This window comes from Millisia brevis NBRC 105863, assembly GCF_001552615.1.
In the GTDB taxonomy this organism is placed as follows: Bacteria; Actinomycetota; Actinomycetes; order Mycobacteriales; family Mycobacteriaceae; genus Millisia; species Millisia brevis.
The window spans coordinates 144,867-160,619 of sequence record NZ_BCRN01000003.1 but is presented as its reverse complement, the minus strand read 5'-3'; the positions used below and the strand labels follow the sequence as shown (position 1 = coordinate 160,619).

Below are 15,753 nucleotides of genomic sequence, written 5' to 3'. Positions count from 1 at the left end.
CCACCAGGAGAAACCTGATGACAACAGTTCTGCGCACGCGTAAGCGGGCGACCGTGCTGAGCGCCCTCGCGCTCACCGGAATCACGGTGTTTTCTGCAGCCTGCAGTTCCACCTCGGACACCACCGACACGAGCACCTCCGCGGAGGCGAGCGCTACCCGCACGTTCGACACCGGTGACGAGATCGTCGAGATTCCCGCCGACCCGCAACGGATCGTCGCCTGCGGCTACGCGGTGCTGCCGCTGATCCAGTCGGGTGCCAATCTGTCCGGCATCTGCGAGTGGTCCCGTGAACTCGACAATATGAACGATGAGGACCTCGCGACGTACGAGAGCCTGCCGAAGCTCGCCACCGACGGTGACGTCTCCACCCTCGACTACGAGGCCGTGATCGAGGTCGACCCCGACCTGATCATCATGGGGGTGCCCGCCCGGGCGCGAGAGATGGTCAACCTCGACCAGCTCGAAGCGATCGCCCCCGTCGTATTCCTGGGGCCGACCGCGCCGTCGCAGTGGCGGACCCTCGGCGTGCAGTACGCCGAGATAGCCAATGTGGCCGACGAATACGGTGCCTTTCAAGACGAGTACACCGCGCGCGCCGAGGAGATCAGGACCCAGTACGCAGACACGCTCGGCTCGCTGACCTTCGGCGGTGTCTGTGACCTGTGTGGGACCGATCCCGGTACCTTCTTCCGCGAGTACCGCTCGTCCTACACCACGAATCTCTTCGATGACCTCGGCCTCGACTTCCCCGGCACGCCGGCGGATCCGGAGGACGAGCACGGCGAGATCCTCTCGGTGGAGAACCTGTCCGAATCGCTCGGCTCGATCGATGTGATCGTCTACGGGGTCGACGCCGATGGTCGGACATCGGACGAGTTGACTGCATTGATCGATTCGCCCGCATGGCAGGCATTGCCGGCTGTGGCCGCCGGTCGCATCGTCGAGGTCAAGCACGGAAACGCCGCAACCTTCGAAACGGCATTGCTGGCACTGGATTCGATCGACCAGGGCCTGGCTGCGCTGCCCGCGAACCAGTAGTCGTCCGGTGGGCCTCACCCCGCTCGGGTGAGGCCCACTGATCGTTCGTGGCCGGGCTCGTACGCGAAAGAAGGGACACGAAGCACACTCATGGCACACAGGCCGTCACTGGAGGACATACTCCCGCTCTCACCGCTGCAGGAGGGCTTGCTCTTTTCGGGTGCAGCCGACCCGGAAGGTTCCGACATCTACGTCGTTCATTCCGTTCTCGATATCGGTGGCGACCTCGACCCACGCAAACTGCGTTCGGCCGCACAGGAATTGATCGTCCGCCATAGCAGTCTGCGGGTGTGTTTCCGCCCACGCCGGGATGGGCGCCTCGCCGCCCTGGTGGTCCGCGGCGTGGAAGTTGTGTGGCGCGATCTCGATGTATCGGCGCTCGACGCCGACGACCGCGAAAACGTTTGGCAGGAGGAACTGCGGGAAGCGACCGACACCCGCATGGACGTCTCGAAGCCGCCGCTCGTTCGGTTCCTTTTGTGTCGCTGGGGGGTCGATCGGTGGAAGCTGGTTCTGGTCTTCCATCACGCGATCATCGACGGATGGTCCACGCCTATCGTGGTGCGCGAACTGTTTGCGATCTACGCCGGCGACAGGCTGCCGCCGGCGATTCCCTACAAGAGCTATCTGCAGTGGATCGCGCGGCAGGATCACGCCGAGGCTGCCGATATCTGGCGCCGGCACCTGCAGGACGTCGCCGAGCCCACGCTGCTCGGCCCCGCCGGTTCGACCCGCACGTCGCGTGGCACCGCCCGCCGCGTTGTCGACCTCGGCGCCGAGGTGCACGGGGGGATCGTCGAGGTCGCCCGATCCCACGGAGTGACCCCCAGCACGGTACTGCGATGCGCGTGGGCCCTCGTGTTGGCCCGGACGCTGGGCCGTCACGACGTGGTCTTCGGCGCGATCGTATCCGGTCGGACACCGGATCTGCCCGGTGTCGAGTCGATGGTCGGCCTGTTCATCAACACGATCCCGGTGCGCATCTGTTTCGAGGCGGGCGACGGGATCGCCGAGGTGCTTGCCCGTGCCCAGAGCTCACAGACGGCGGTGATGAACGGGCAGTACCTCCCGCTGTGGGAGACAGCGTCCCGGGCCCCCGTCACCGAACTGTTCGACTCTTTGGTCGTCTTCGAGAGCTACCCGGTCGACAGCGATGCAATGCGGCAGGTCTTCGCTCGGTCCGGTCTCGTCCTGACCGGCGCCACCGGTGCCGACACCACGAACTTCCCGGTGACGATCTTCGCCGGGCTCGACGCCGGCCGGCTGTCGGCAACGCTCGCGTATTCCCCCGATGTCGTGACTTCGGAGATGGCAGATGCTTTGGCCGACAGGCTTTCCCGGTCCCTCACCGCGTTCTGCACGGCAGGCGATCGCCGTCTGCGTTTGATCTCCCTGTCCGCCGACGATGAGCGGTCCGTCGCTGCCGAACCGCGCAGCGATCACCGTCACGGGACCGACCGGGTCGATCCGGATGCGGCGATGGCCGACGTCGCAGCCGCCGAGCCCGACCGGCTCGCCGTCGTTTGCGACGGTACCGCGCTCGGCTACGGCGAACTCGAACGTCGGGTCGGTGCCTTGGCCCACCGGCTCCATACAGCCGGGGCCGGTCGCGGCGGCATCGTCGCCGTGGCGGTGCGGAGGTCGGTGGATATCGTTGTCGCGCTGTTCGCGACGATCCGCGTGGGCGCTGCTTATCTGCCGATCGATCCGACACACCCGCGGGACCGATTGGGCTACATCCTCGGTGACGCGCGCGTGCGTTTTCTGGTCGTCGGCGACGACGTCGACCCGGACGTTGCCTGCGACGTCATCCCGGTCGGCGTGGCTGGTCCGTCCACCGGTCACCTGCCCGCGCGCTCGTTGGGCAACCGGCACCGCGACGACGCCGCCTATTTGATCTATACCTCGGGTACCACGGGCAATCCTAAGGGGGTGGTCGTACCGACGGGCGCCCTGTCCAACTTCGTCGAGGACATGGTGGCCCGACTGGCTATCGACGGCGACCGGGTGATGCTGGCGGTCACGACGGTCTCGTTCGACATCGCCGTGCTCGAGTTGATCACGCCGTTCACTCGCGGTGCGACGGTCGTGATCGCAACCGACGAGGAGGTCCGCGATCCGCGTGCGATCGCCGCCCTCGCCGCCCGCCACGGGGTGAACATCGCTCAGGCGACTCCGTCCTGGTGGTCGTCGATCATCGCCGCGACCGACCGAACCGAGTTTCCCCGCGGTGTGTCGGTGCTGGTAGGTGGTGAGGCATTGCCGAGCCGACTCGCCGCCGACCTGATCGCGCGGGCTGCGTCGGTGACCAACATGTACGGCCCGACCGAGACGACGGTCTGGTCGACCACCGCCGAGGTGGCCGCGAATGCGCCGGTGAGCATCGGCGGCCCGATCGCCGCGACGTCCCTGCGTGTGTTCGATGCCTATCTGACCCCGACGCTGCCTGCCGCACCGGGTGACCTGTACATCGCCGGCGCCGGCCTCGCCCGCGGCTATCACGGCAAGCCGGCCCTGACGGCAACGCGATTCGTGGCCGATCCGGGTGGCTCGGGCGGCCGGATGTATTGCACCGGTGACGTGGTCGAGGCACTCGACTCGGGTGAACTGGTGTACGTCGCACGCGGTGACAATCAGGTCAAGATTCGTGGGTATCGCATCGAGCCGGCCGAGATCGAAGCGGCGCTCGAACGCCACGTCGGGGTGTCGGCAGCCGTGGTCGTCGCCCGCAAGGATTCCTCCGGGGCCGATCGGCTCGTCGCATACATCGTCGGCGAGGCGGCTCCCGCGACGGTGAAATATGCTCTCCAACAATCGCTGCCGGCCTACATGGTGCCCTCGCTCGTCATCCCGATCGATGTGGTGCCACGAACCGGAAACGGCAAGATCGACCGGAAGTCGCTACCGGCTCCGGACTTCGGCGGTCGCTCGATCCGTCCAGCGCGCGACGACCGCGAGGGCGCCCTCCTGACATTGTTCGCCGAGGTCCTCGACATCGCCGACACCAGGTCAGTCGGTATCGACGACGACTTTTTCGATCTCGGCGGACACTCGCTGTCGGTGACGCGGCTGATCAGCCGTATCACCGCGCAGTTCGGCATCCAACTACCGGTTCGGACCGTCTTCGAACACCCGACGGTCGTCGACCTCGCCCGGAGACTGTCGTCGGAAAGCACGACCCTGCCACCGGTCGCGCGATCGCACCCCGACGACCTCGGTCCGCTGTCCTACGGTCAGCAGCGCCTGTGGTTCCTGTTCCATCTGCAGGGTGCGAGCGGGATGTACAACGTGCCGTTCGCCGTTCGGACGTCGGTGATCGTCGACGTCGAGGTGCTGCGGCGCGCGCTGATCGACGTCGCCGACGTTCACGACGTGTTGCGTACCGTCGTCGACGAGATCGACGGGGTTCCGACGGCCAGGGTCCTGCCGCGCGGCGGCCCGACGGCGTTGACCGCCATCGGCGTCGACGAGGACGATCTGCCGGACGCTGTGCGGGCGGCCGCCAACCATCCATTCGACCTGCGCACCGAGGCGCCGATGCGCGCCACCATTCTGTCGTTGCCGAACGGCGACTCGGTCTTCGTACTGGTGCTCCACCACATCGCCACCGACGACTGGTCCGGGCCGCTGATTCTCGAAGACCTGGCCGACGCGTACCGCAGTCGGCTTGCCGGTGCCGTCCCGCGCGCGGTTCGATCGTTGTCCAACCATTCGATCGGCTATCGGGACTACGCGGTGTGGCAGCGTCGATTGATGTCCGGCGATTCGGAGATCGGACCGCTCGCCCGGCAACTGCAATTCTGGACCGAGACGCTGGCCGAGCTGCCGGCGGAGTTGTCGCTGCCGACCGATCGTCCGCGACCGAGCGCCGGCCGAGCCGAAGGCGGCAGCGTCACCGCCGATCTCGACCGCGAGACGATGACGGCGATCATTGCCCTCACACGAGCCCAACGTGTCACCCCATTCATGTTCCTCCAGGCCGTCACCGCGCTGACGTTGGCCAAGCTCGGCGCGGGTACCGATATTCCGATCGGAACCCCGGTATCGGGCCGTGGGGATCCGGCGCTGGACAGCATGGTCGGGATGTTCGTCAACACGATCGTGCTACGCACCGACCTGTCCGGCAACCCCGATGTCGGCACCCTGCTGGCTCGGGTCAAGGAGACCGACCTGGCCGCCCTGTCGCATCAGGACGTGCCGTTCGACATGCTCGTGGACGTCCTCGACCCTCCTCGCGTGTACGGGCGCCATCCGCTCTTCCAGGTTCTGATCGATTACCGCCGAGCCGCCGGTCGAGACTTCGGCGACCTATTCGGCGGTACGGGCCAGCGGGTCGAGTACGGCTCCGGTGCAGCGAAATTCGACTTGGCAGTCGCGCTCGAGGAAGATCCCGGGGCATCGACCGCGCAACTGGTCATCGACTACTCGGTAGACCTGTTCGACCACGACACCGTGGTGACGATGGTGGAACAACTCCTGGCGGTCATCCGTCAGGTGATCGCCAGGCCGAGTGCTCGGCTCCGCGATATCGACGTCACCCTCGGCGCCGGAGCTCCCCGGTACGGCGAGCCGATCGATGTTCCGGCCGACGCCTCGCTGGTCACCGTTATGCGTGAGTCCGTCCGGGCGTACCCCGACCGGACCGCCGTCGTCGCCGCGGATCGATCCCTGACCTTCGCCGAGCTCGATTCCGCAGCTGATCGGATGGCCCGAGCCCTGATCTCCCGAGGAGTCGGCCCCGAGGACGCCGTCGGGGTCCTCCTCCCGCGCTCGATCGACACCGTCGTCGCATTCTGGGGGATCGCGAAGGCCGGGGGATTGGTCGTGCCGCTCGATCCGACCTACCCGGCCGATCGGATCGCCGCCATGGTGGCCGATGCGGGTGTGAGCCTGGTGATCGACGAGAACTTCGAGGTAACAGCCGATTCGGCCCACCGAACATCGGTGGAGGTCGCGGCACCGACGGCACAGCAGGGGCTCTATGCGACCTTCACATCGGGATCGACCGGTCGGCCGAAGGGCGTCGTCGTCTCGCACGGCGCGGTGTTGGGGCTGTTGGGGGCGTACCGCGCCGGAATCCTGCGGCGGGCGAAAGCAAACAGCCGGGTGCTGTCGATGTACTCGAGCGCGTTCGATTCGTCGCTGGCACCGATGCTGTGGATGTTCGATGGGCACACCCTGCACCTGGCCCCCGAGGAGGTCGCGTCCGATCCGGTGGCCCTCATCGAGTACGTGCGCACCCACCGCATCGATCACGTCGACACCGTGCCGATGATGCTCGAAGCGCTGCTCGACGAGGGCCTGATCGATACGGCATCCCACACACCGCGGTCGGTGACCGTCGGCGGGGACGCGATCCGGGCATCGTTGTGGAATCGCCTCGCCGAATCGGAGCTGCTCGCCCGGAACTGCTACGGCCCCACCGAGAACACCGTCGACTCGACCTGGGCGGAGATCATCGCCGGGACCGAGGTGAACATCGGCGAACCGTTACCCGGACGAGGGATCGCAATCCTCGACGAATGGATGGCACCGGTCGCCGACGGCACGGTCGGTGAGTTGTACGTATCCGGCACCGGATTGGCCCGCGGATACATCGGCCTGCCCGCGCAGACCGCCGTGCGATTCGTCGCCGACCCCGCAGGCGACGGCACCCGGATGTACCGCACCGGCGACATGGTGCGCAGGCGACGCGGTGGAGCGGTCGAGTTCGTCGGTCGCGTCGATCACCAGGTCAAGATTCGTGGCTACCGCATCGAACTGGGTGAGGTCGAGTCCGCATTGGCGCGGTGCTCCGGCGTGCGGGAGTCCGCGGCGGTGATCCGGCCGGGGGCGGATGGAGCGGTGCGTTTGGTCGGCTACGTCGTCGGCGCCGACCTCGACGCTCATCGAGTTCGTGCCGAGGTGGCCGAACGTCTGCCGGGGCCGATGGTGCCCGCGCATATCGAGATCCTGCCGGCTTTCGACACGACAGCGAACGGAAAGATCGACCGGGCAGCGTTACCGGAACCGGACATTGCGTCGACGGTCACGGGGACGCCGCCGACAACGGCAACGGAAGCGGCCCTCTGCGACGTCTTTGCGCGTGCGCTGGGCCTGCCGTCGGTCGGTGTCGACGACGACTTCTTCGCCCTCGGCGGCGACAGCATCCTGTCGATCCAGGTGGTCTCGAGGCTGCGCGAGGCGGGTGTGGTGGTCAGCGCCCGTCAGGTGTTCGAGTATCGGACCCCCGGGGCGTTGGCGCAGGTCGCGTCGGCGGGTGAGGTTGCGGTGGCGATCGAGCGCGGATCGGGTACCGGCGAGGTGCCGTTGACGCCGATCGTTTGTGATGCGCTCGAGCGCGGTGCGCTGCCCAACCGATACGGTCAGGCGCGGCTGCTGATCGCTCCCGCGCTGACCGGGTCGGACCTCCTCTCGGCCGTCCAGGCCGTCCTCGATGTGCACCATCTGTTGAGGGCCCGGTTCACCCGTACCGCGGCCGGACCGCGCTGGCTGGTTGCGGAGCCGGGCTCGCTTCGCGCCGAGACCGTCGTACGCACCATCGATCTCGCCGACCGGACCGATCGCGAGGCGGCGATGGCCGGCGCCGCCGAGGACGCCTACGAGTCGCTGGACCTCGATGCGGGCCGGCTGATCGCCGTCGTGCACTTCGATGCCGGCCCGGCGGCGCTCGGCCGTCTACTGATCGTCGTGCACCATCTGGCGATCGACGGGGTGTCCTGGCGAATACTCGTCGACGATCTTCGCGCCGCGCTCGAAGCCGCGCAGGCCGGTGCCCCGGTCCGGGTGCGTGACGAGAACACCCCGTTTCGGGACTGGGCCCTGGCGATCACGACATTGGCGACCGACGATTCGATCGTGCGTCACCTGCCGCAGTGGTTGTCCGGCACGACGAGAAGCGGGATCGGTTCGCGTCCACTCGATCCGGCGATCGACACGATCGGCTCCACGCGTACGCATCTCGTCACGGCTGCACCGGACGTGATGGCCGTAGCGCTGACCGATATCCCGGCGCTGTTCCATGCTGGGGTCGACGACGTTCTGCTGACCGCGCTGGCGCTGGCGGTGCGGCGGACCACAGGAACCGGACCGGTTGCGGTCGATCTCGAAGGGCATGGTCGCAGCGACCATCTTGTGCCGGGCACCGATCTGTCGCGCACCGTCGGGTGGTTCACCTCGATGTTTCCGGTATCCCTCGACCTGTCCACTATCGATCTCGACGATGCGTTCGCGGGTGGACCATCCGCCGGTACCGCGCTGAAGGGCGTGAAGGACTCGCTCCGTTCGGTTCCGGAGGAACGCATCGGGTTCGGGTTGCTGCGCTATGTCCATGAGACCCTTCGGCAGCAGTTCTCGACGTACACGGCTCCGGAGGTGGTGTTCAACTACCTCGGGCGGACCACTCTGGGGGAGACCTCCGGCGCCGCATGGTCGGCCGCCTCGGACGAGGGGCCCTTCGGCGGAGCGCTCGACCCGCGAATGGCACTCGATCATCTGCTGGAGATCAACGCGGCCACCCTCGACGGTCCCGATGGTCCACACCTGCGCGCCGAGTTCAGCTATGCGGCCGATGCCGTCGATGACTCGACGGTGGTGCGGCTCGCGCATGCCTTCGTCGAGGCGCTCGGTGCGCTGGTGGTGCACGCCCGCAGTCCCGAAGCGGGCGGCCGGTCGTCGTCGGACCTGACCTATGTCGGCCTCGGACTCGACGAATTGGCTGAACTCGAAGCGGAAGTGGATCTCCTATGACCGGCACTGCACCGTCGGAGCGAACGCGGCCCAGCGCGTCCCGGAAGCTCCTCGAGGACGTCGTTCCGCTGACACCGCTGCAGCAAGGCATCTACTTCCATTCCGCCCTCGCCGAGGATGCCGACGATGTGTACGTGGTGCAGCAGGTCCTCGAGCTGACGAGTGTTCCCGGTCGCGAGTTGGACGAGGGGACACTGCGCCGCAGTGCGCAAGCGCTGCTCGACCGCCACGCCACCCTCCGCACCTGCTTCCGGCTGCGCAGGAACGGCGATCCGATCGGTGTCGTGCTGCGCACCGTCGAGGTACCTTGGCGCACTGTCGATCTGCGCGAGGATCGGGAGGACGCAGAGGACGCGTCCTATCCGTCCGTTCGGGCCGCCGACGCGGCGCAACGGTTCGATCCCGCGGTGGCGCCACTGCTGCGGTTTACCCTCGTGCGGCTGCGCAGCAACCGGTGGCGGTTGATCTTCACCTCGCACCACCTGCTGCTCGACGGGTGGTCGATCCCCTTGCTGATCCGGGAACTGCTCGAGGTGTACGCCGCCGGCGGCGACGCCGCGGTGCTCCCGCCGGTTCGACCCTTCAAGCGCTATCTGACCTGGCTGGCGACCCGGGACCCCGAGGAGGGGGCGAGGGCGTGGGCGGCGTACCTGGAGGGCCTGGACGGGCCGACGAGTATCGCTCCGAGCGGGGCGGCTCGTTCACCGGAAATGCCTGCTGTGCAACGCATAGCGGTTACCCATGAGGTCGGAACGGGGATGGTGAACCTCGCCCGGAGTGCTGGTATCACGCCCAATACGGTGGTGCAGACGGCGTGGGCGATCCTGCTGGGTTCGCTGACCGGGCGAACGGACATCACCTTCGGCGCTGTGGTGTCGGGGCGCGTTCCCGAGGTTGCGGATATCGAGGCGATGATAGGCCTGTTCATCAACACGGTGCCCGTCCGTATTCGGCTGGACCCGAATGAGGCCGGTCGCCGACTGTTGGATCGGGTACGCACGGAATCGGTCTCCGTCATGGACCACCAACATGTCGGTCTCACCGAGATCGCGCGACGTACCGGGATGAGCGACCTGTTCGACACGGTGGTCGTCTTCGAAAGCTATCCGGTGGACAGTGCGGCGCTGGCGCGTGCCCAGCGCGCGGGTGGTCTCACCGTCGAGGCGGTCGAGGGACGGGACGCGACAAACTTTCCGCTGGCACTGGTCGTGCAGATGGATACCACCCTCGACGTGGCGATCGAATACCAACCATCGTTGTTCGCTGCCGCCGACATCGAGGAGTACGGCGATCGCTTGGTGGACATCATCGTCTGGCTGTCCACCGCCTCGACGACCGACCAACTCGGCGCATACCCGATCCGGAAGGCGGTTCTGCCCCCGGTGCGGGAGATGTGGAGGCCCGTGGCCCCGAGCACGATGCTGACAGCGGTATCCGAATGCGTCGACAACCATGGGCCTCACCCAGCGGTGGTCGGCGGCGGTCAGTCGATCACCTTCGACGATCTCGATCGCCGCTCGAATCAACTGGCGCGGTGTCTCATCGACAGGGGTGTCGGGCCCGAGGTGCCCGTGGTCGTCGTCACCGCACGGACCGTGGACGCGATCGTTGCGCTCTGGGCGGTCATCAAGGCCGGAGGTGTGTACGTTCCCCTCGATCCGGCGTCCCCGAGTACCAGATCGCGGGGCATCGTCGCGGATGTCCGGCCGATGCTGGTGCTGGCGTCGTCGGCAACCGCCGACGTCGGTGCGGACGCGGCCCGGTCGATCTGCCCGGTTCTGGTGCTGGAGCGACCCGGCGATGTCGATCCGGACGCGCAGTCCTCGGACCGGGTCACCGACCTCGACCGGCGGGGACCGGTTCTGCCCGATTCGGCTGTCTACGTGATATTCACGTCCGGCTCCACCGGACGGCCGAAAGGCGTGACCGTCACCCACCGCGGGCTGTCCGCACTGCTGAGCAGTCATCGCCGCGCGCTCCACGATCCGATCGCCGCGAAAGCCGGCCGCGAGCGAATCGGTGTGGCGCATGCATGGTCGCTCGGCTTCGACGCATCGTGGCAGCCGCTGTTGTGGATGTTCAGTGGGCACAAGGTGCATATCGCCGACCGGGAGACCATGCGCGACCCGGTCCTGCTGGCACGGATGATGATCGACGATCGCCTCGATTTCGTCGAAGTGACGCCGTCGGTCCTGGACGGAGCGATCGCTGCCGGAATGCTGTCGGACCCCGCGCACAGGCCCGCAGCGGTCGGGTTCGGCGGCGAAGCGGCCGGCGACTCCCTGTGGTCGACGCTTCGCGGGGCGCGGATGACGGCCGTCAATCTGTACGGACCCACCGAATCGACGGTGGACGCGCTGGTCGCGCATGTCGGGGACACTCCGCGCCCGGCGGTGGGCTCGCCGGTGGACGGCAGCGGTGCGCGAGTCCTCGACACCTGGTTGCGGCCGGTGCCGTACGGAGCGGCCGGCGAGTTGTACGTCAGCGGAGCCGGTCTGGCCCGCGGGTACGTCGGTGCCGCGGGGGTGACCGCGACCCGCTTCGTCGCAGACCCCTTCGGCGCCCCCGGCACCCGGATGTACCGTACCGGCGATGTCGTCACTGTCGAGCGGGACGACCTCCTGCGATTCTTCGGACGAGCCGACGATCAGGTCAAGATTCGTGGGCATCGCGTCGAACTCGGCGAGATCGAGTCGGCTCTGCAGGCGATCGACGCCATAGCGGAATCGGTGGTCACCGTGCACGTCGATGATCGAGGCGCCGCCCGGCTGGTCGGCTACGTACGCGGCTTCGGTGCTCCCGTCGACGGTCCGACCCTTCGGCGGGTCCTGGCAGCAACACTGCCCGATTACATGATTCCGGCCGCCATCGTCACCGTGGAGCGATTCGCCACCACGACGAACGGCAAGATCGACAAGGCGGCATTGCCGAATCCCGACTTCGCCGCCCTGGTATCGGCCACCGCTCCGCGCGACGAGATCGAGTCCTCTGTCGCATCGGTTGTCGCCGCGGCGCTCGGTCTCGATCAGGTGGGGATCGACGACGACTTCTTCGCGCTCGGTGGCGACAGCATCGTGTCGATTCAGTTGGTCTCCCTGGTGCGCGCACGTAGGCTGAACGTCACCGCTCGCGATGTATTCGAGGGTCGCACCGTGGCCGGTATCGCGGCACGGGTGCGTGCCCGAACCGCAGCCGGACCGGAACCGGGCGTTCGGGCGTCCGCGGTCGAGGCCGTTGGTGACATTCCGCCGACCCCGGTGGTGGTCACAACCATTCGTCGCGGCGGCGCGTTCCGGCGGTTCTGCCAGGCCCGGCTGTTGATCACCCCCGAGTCGACGACCGAGGCCGATCTGGTGGCAGCCGCCCGGTGCCTGCTCGACACGCACCCCATTCTGCGGTCGGTCCTCTCCGGTACCGGTGACGAGGTGCGATGGACCGTCCCGGAATCGGACCCCGCGCACGGCGCGCAGGTGGTTCGCCGGGTCGATGTGTGCGGCTTGTCGGCAGCCGAGTTCATGGGCGTCCTGGAGCGCGAGCGCGAGCTGACGTTTCGGGCGATCGATCCGGCGGCGGGGCGGATCGTGCGGATGGTGTGGTTCGATCGCGGGGCCGGACAGGCCGGCCGACTGCTGGTGATCGTCCACCACCTGGCGATCGACGGCGTCTCCTGGCGAATCCTCGTACCCGACCTGGCCGCCGCGTGGTCGGCTGTCCGTCGCGGTCACAGGCCGGAACTATTGTCCGCGGGTACCTCGTTCCGGGAGTGGGCGATCGGATTGCGGCGGGCGGCGGCCTCCGAACGACTGCGCGCGCAGAAACCACTGTGGGCCGCGATCGACGCGGGCGCGGATCTGGAGCCGCGACTCGGCGGTCGGGCCCTCGATCCGGCGCGCGATCGCGTCGGTGACGTCAGCCGCGCGGTGTCACCGGTGACGATCGAAACATCCATCGCGGTCCTGGACTATGCATCGAGTACCGGGGTCGGTGTCGACCACGTACTCGCGGCTGCGCTGGCGGTAACGGTTGTTCGTATCACCGGTCGAAATCGTCCGTTGCGGATCGACATCGAATCGCACGGCCGCGTCGAGCATCTCGTCGACGGTGTCGATCTGTCGCGGACCGTCGGGTGGTTCACCGCGATCGCCCCGGTGCTACTGGACGTCACCGGTGGCCGAGCAGCCGCTTGCATCGTCGCCGGCGTCGCCGAACAGATGCGAGCGATTCCGGATGGCGGCGTCGGGCACGGGGTACTCCGAAACGTCGGCGCCCTCGCCCGCGTCCGAGGTCCCGAGATCTTGTTCAACTATCTCGGGCGATCGACGCTCGGCGAGAACCACGGCGAGTCGTGGAGCGGAGCGCCTGAGGTCGGTGCTCTCGGCGGGACGATCGACCCCGCCACCCCGGCCGACCATGTGCTGCAATTCGATGCCCTGATCGAGGATTCCGCGGACGGTCCGCTGCTGGTCTGCGAGTGGGCCGGCGTGACGGGGGTTCTCGCCGCCGAGGGGACTCGGCGCATTTCGAGCACTTTCGTCGACGTACTGATCGAACTGACACATCCCGAAGCGAAGGAACGCATATGACCGAAGCAGCCAGGGCAGCGTCCGCCGAGCAGATCGTGGCGGACATCGCTCGCATTCTCGACATCGATGTCCGTGAGTTGGACGCCGCGGCCGACCTCACCGACCACGGACTCGACTCCCTTCGCCTGATGGCGCTTGTCGAGAAGTGGCAGGCCGACGGATTCGATGTCGATTTCGTCTCCCTGGCGAGCGCTCCGATCCTCGAGCGTTGGATCAGTTCACTGGTCAGCTCCGCCGGCGACGACCGGTGATCGATGTCCGACGGTTCGTTCTCGATGTGTCGCCGCTTCGGACGAGCCGAGACTTTCGGTACCTGTTCATCGCCCGGGTGGTCTCGATCCTCGGCCTCGGCATCCTTGCGGTCACCGTGCCGCTGCAGACCTTTCGGCTGACCGGTTCGACGACGCATGTGGCACTGGTCGCGACGATCCTCGGCCTCGCGACCTTCCTCGGCACGTTCGCCGGAGGTGTGCTGGCGGATCGGTTCGATCGCCGGGTGGTCATCGCGCTCGCCCGCGGAACGGTGGGCGTGATGTTCACGCTGCTGGCGGTCAACGCGATGCTGCCCGAACCGCAACTGTGGGTGATCTACCTCTGCGCCGCCGTCGACGGATTCTGCGGTGGGGTTTCGGCCACCGCGCTGATGGCGGTGACCCCGACCCTCGTTCCCCGCGACAAGCTTCCCGCGGCCGGCGCGTTGATGGCGCTGACCGCCGATGTGGGATCGATGGTCGGCCCGGCGCTCGGCGGGATCGTGATCGCCGCAGGGAATTTCGCGACGGCCTATGGATGTGCGGCGATCACAACCTTCGTCACCACGTTCTGCATCACCCGCCTTCCCGCACTGCCGCCGACCCACGCCGCCACGGATTCACCGCTGCGGTCGATCGCCTCGGGTATTCGATACGCCTTCGGCAACACGATCATCGGCGGCGTTCTCGTCGCCGGTTTCGTCACGATGATCCTCGCCGGTTGGGCGGTGCTGATACCGGAGTACGCGACGACGGTGCTGGGGGTGGGATCGACCGCCGTAGGCCTGCTGTACGCCGCCCCCGCGGTCGGTGCCGCCCTCGGTTCACTGTCGAGTGGGTGGACCTCGTCCCTCCGACGGGTGGGGCTCGCGATCTTCATCGCGATGTTCGTCTCCGCGGCGGGCCTAGTCGGCGCCGGTGCCGGATCGGTGCTGACCCTGGCGCTGATATGTTTGGCCGCACACGGATTCGGCGACGCGGTGGCGGACATCGTGCGGTACGCGACCGTACAGAAGCACACCCCCGACGAGATGCGCGGCCGGGTGGCCGGCGTGTGGTCGGCCCAGGTGACCGCCGGTGCCTCGGTGGGATCCATGATCGCGGGCGTGGTCGCCTTCCTGGTTCCGGTCGACTATGCGCTGCTGATCTACGGCCTGACCGGGCTGGTCGCGACGACGATCCTCACCCTGGCGTTGCCGACTCTCCGACGGTTTTCCGAACCCGTCGCCACGCCCGACGGCCACTCCTACTCGTAGTGCTCGTCGAAGTCCCGGTCGTGATCCGACGCCTGCCCGTACTCGGTTTCGGTCGCGTCCTTGCGCCAGTACCCGATGACCAGGGTGGCCTTGCGATCGATACCTGCGTCCTGTCGCAGGTATCGGCGCATGGCCAGCACGGGCTTCGACTCTGCCGCCACCCATGCGAATACCGACGAGTCGTCGTCGGGAAGGGCCACCGCCGCAGCGGCGTCGACCAGCAGGTCGGTGGTACCGGCAGGGGCGCCGTCGCGGGAGAGCCAATCGATCAGCACCCCGTCCGGCTTGGTCAGGGCCTGCCGTTCGGCGGGATTGTCGATCTCGACGAGCGCGACACCACGCGCCCGGGGATGCAACTGTTCGAGCATGCGGCCGATCGCCGGCAGTGCCGTTTCGTCGCCGACGATCAGATACCAGTCCGACCGCGGGGCGGTGATGCCCCCGCCGCCGGCCGCGCCGATGGCCGAACCGGGTACCGCCCGTTCGACCCAGGCGCCGGCGAGACCCTCGTCGCCGTGTCGGACGAAGTCGATGTCCATCGTGGAGTTGGCGGCATCGAGGTGACGGATCGTGTAGGTGCGGACGCGGCGACGTATGCCGGGGTGCGGCCAGGTCAGTCGGCCGGTGGCACTGCCGACGGGCAGTTCGAGCTCGCCGGTCTCGGGATCGGGGAACACCAATTTGATGTTCGGTACGCGCGAGGGGTCCGCGGCGTAGGTCGCAACCCCCTGTCCGCCGAACGTGACCCGCCGCATGCGAGGTGTCACATCGACGACCCGAGTCACCACGATGGTGCTCGGCAGGGTGCCCGGAGGCAGGTCCGCGGGTCGAGCGTCGTCCCGGCGGGCGTCCGAGGAGTTCATCGCTGCCTTTC

Annotated in this window: 6 protein-coding genes; 5 read left to right on the top strand and 1 reads right to left on the bottom strand. The window is 67.6% G+C overall.

The features are described from left to right. Positions 1 to 17 precede the first annotated feature (17 nt). The 5 genes from MB1_RS05540 to entS all read left to right on the top strand — a co-directional run bounded on the left by MB1_RS05540 (position 18) and on the right by entS (position 14,879). Positions 18 to 1,040: an ABC transporter substrate-binding protein gene (locus MB1_RS05540; RefSeq protein WP_066904622.1), complete on the top strand. Its 1,023-nt coding sequence runs from the start codon at positions 18 to 20 to the stop codon at positions 1,038 to 1,040. A gap of 90 nt (positions 1,041 to 1,130) precedes the next feature. Next, the gene (locus tag MB1_RS05535; protein WP_084350963.1) at positions 1,131 to 8,789 is read left to right on the top strand and encodes a non-ribosomal peptide synthetase; all 7,659 of its coding nucleotides are present in this window, start codon (positions 1,131 to 1,133) and stop codon (positions 8,787 to 8,789) included. Beyond that, on the top strand, positions 8,786 to 13,372 hold the full coding sequence (locus tag MB1_RS05530) for a non-ribosomal peptide synthetase (RefSeq protein ID WP_066904618.1): 4,587 nt from the start codon (positions 8,786 to 8,788) through the stop codon (positions 13,370 to 13,372). Before MB1_RS05535 ends, MB1_RS05530 begins: the two co-directional genes overlap by 4 nt. Continuing rightward, a complete protein-coding gene (locus tag MB1_RS05525) occupies positions 13,369 to 13,623 on the top strand; it encodes a phosphopantetheine-binding protein (protein ID WP_066904615.1) in 255 nt (84 codons plus the stop codon). Before MB1_RS05530 ends, MB1_RS05525 begins: the two co-directional genes overlap by 4 nt. After that, complete coding sequence (gene entS / locus MB1_RS05520; protein ID WP_066904612.1) at positions 13,620 to 14,879, top strand: enterobactin transporter EntS; 1,260 nt, start codon at positions 13,620 to 13,622, stop codon at positions 14,877 to 14,879. The genes MB1_RS05525 and entS overlap by 4 nt, the downstream gene beginning before the upstream one ends. Here entS and MB1_RS05515 read toward each other — a convergent pair. Further along, entirely contained in the window at positions 14,870 to 15,742 is an 873-nt protein-coding gene (locus MB1_RS05515; RefSeq protein ID WP_066904609.1) for a siderophore-interacting protein, read from the bottom strand. The genes entS and MB1_RS05515 overlap by 10 nt on opposite strands. Between the last annotated feature and the right edge of the window lie 11 nt (positions 15,743 to 15,753).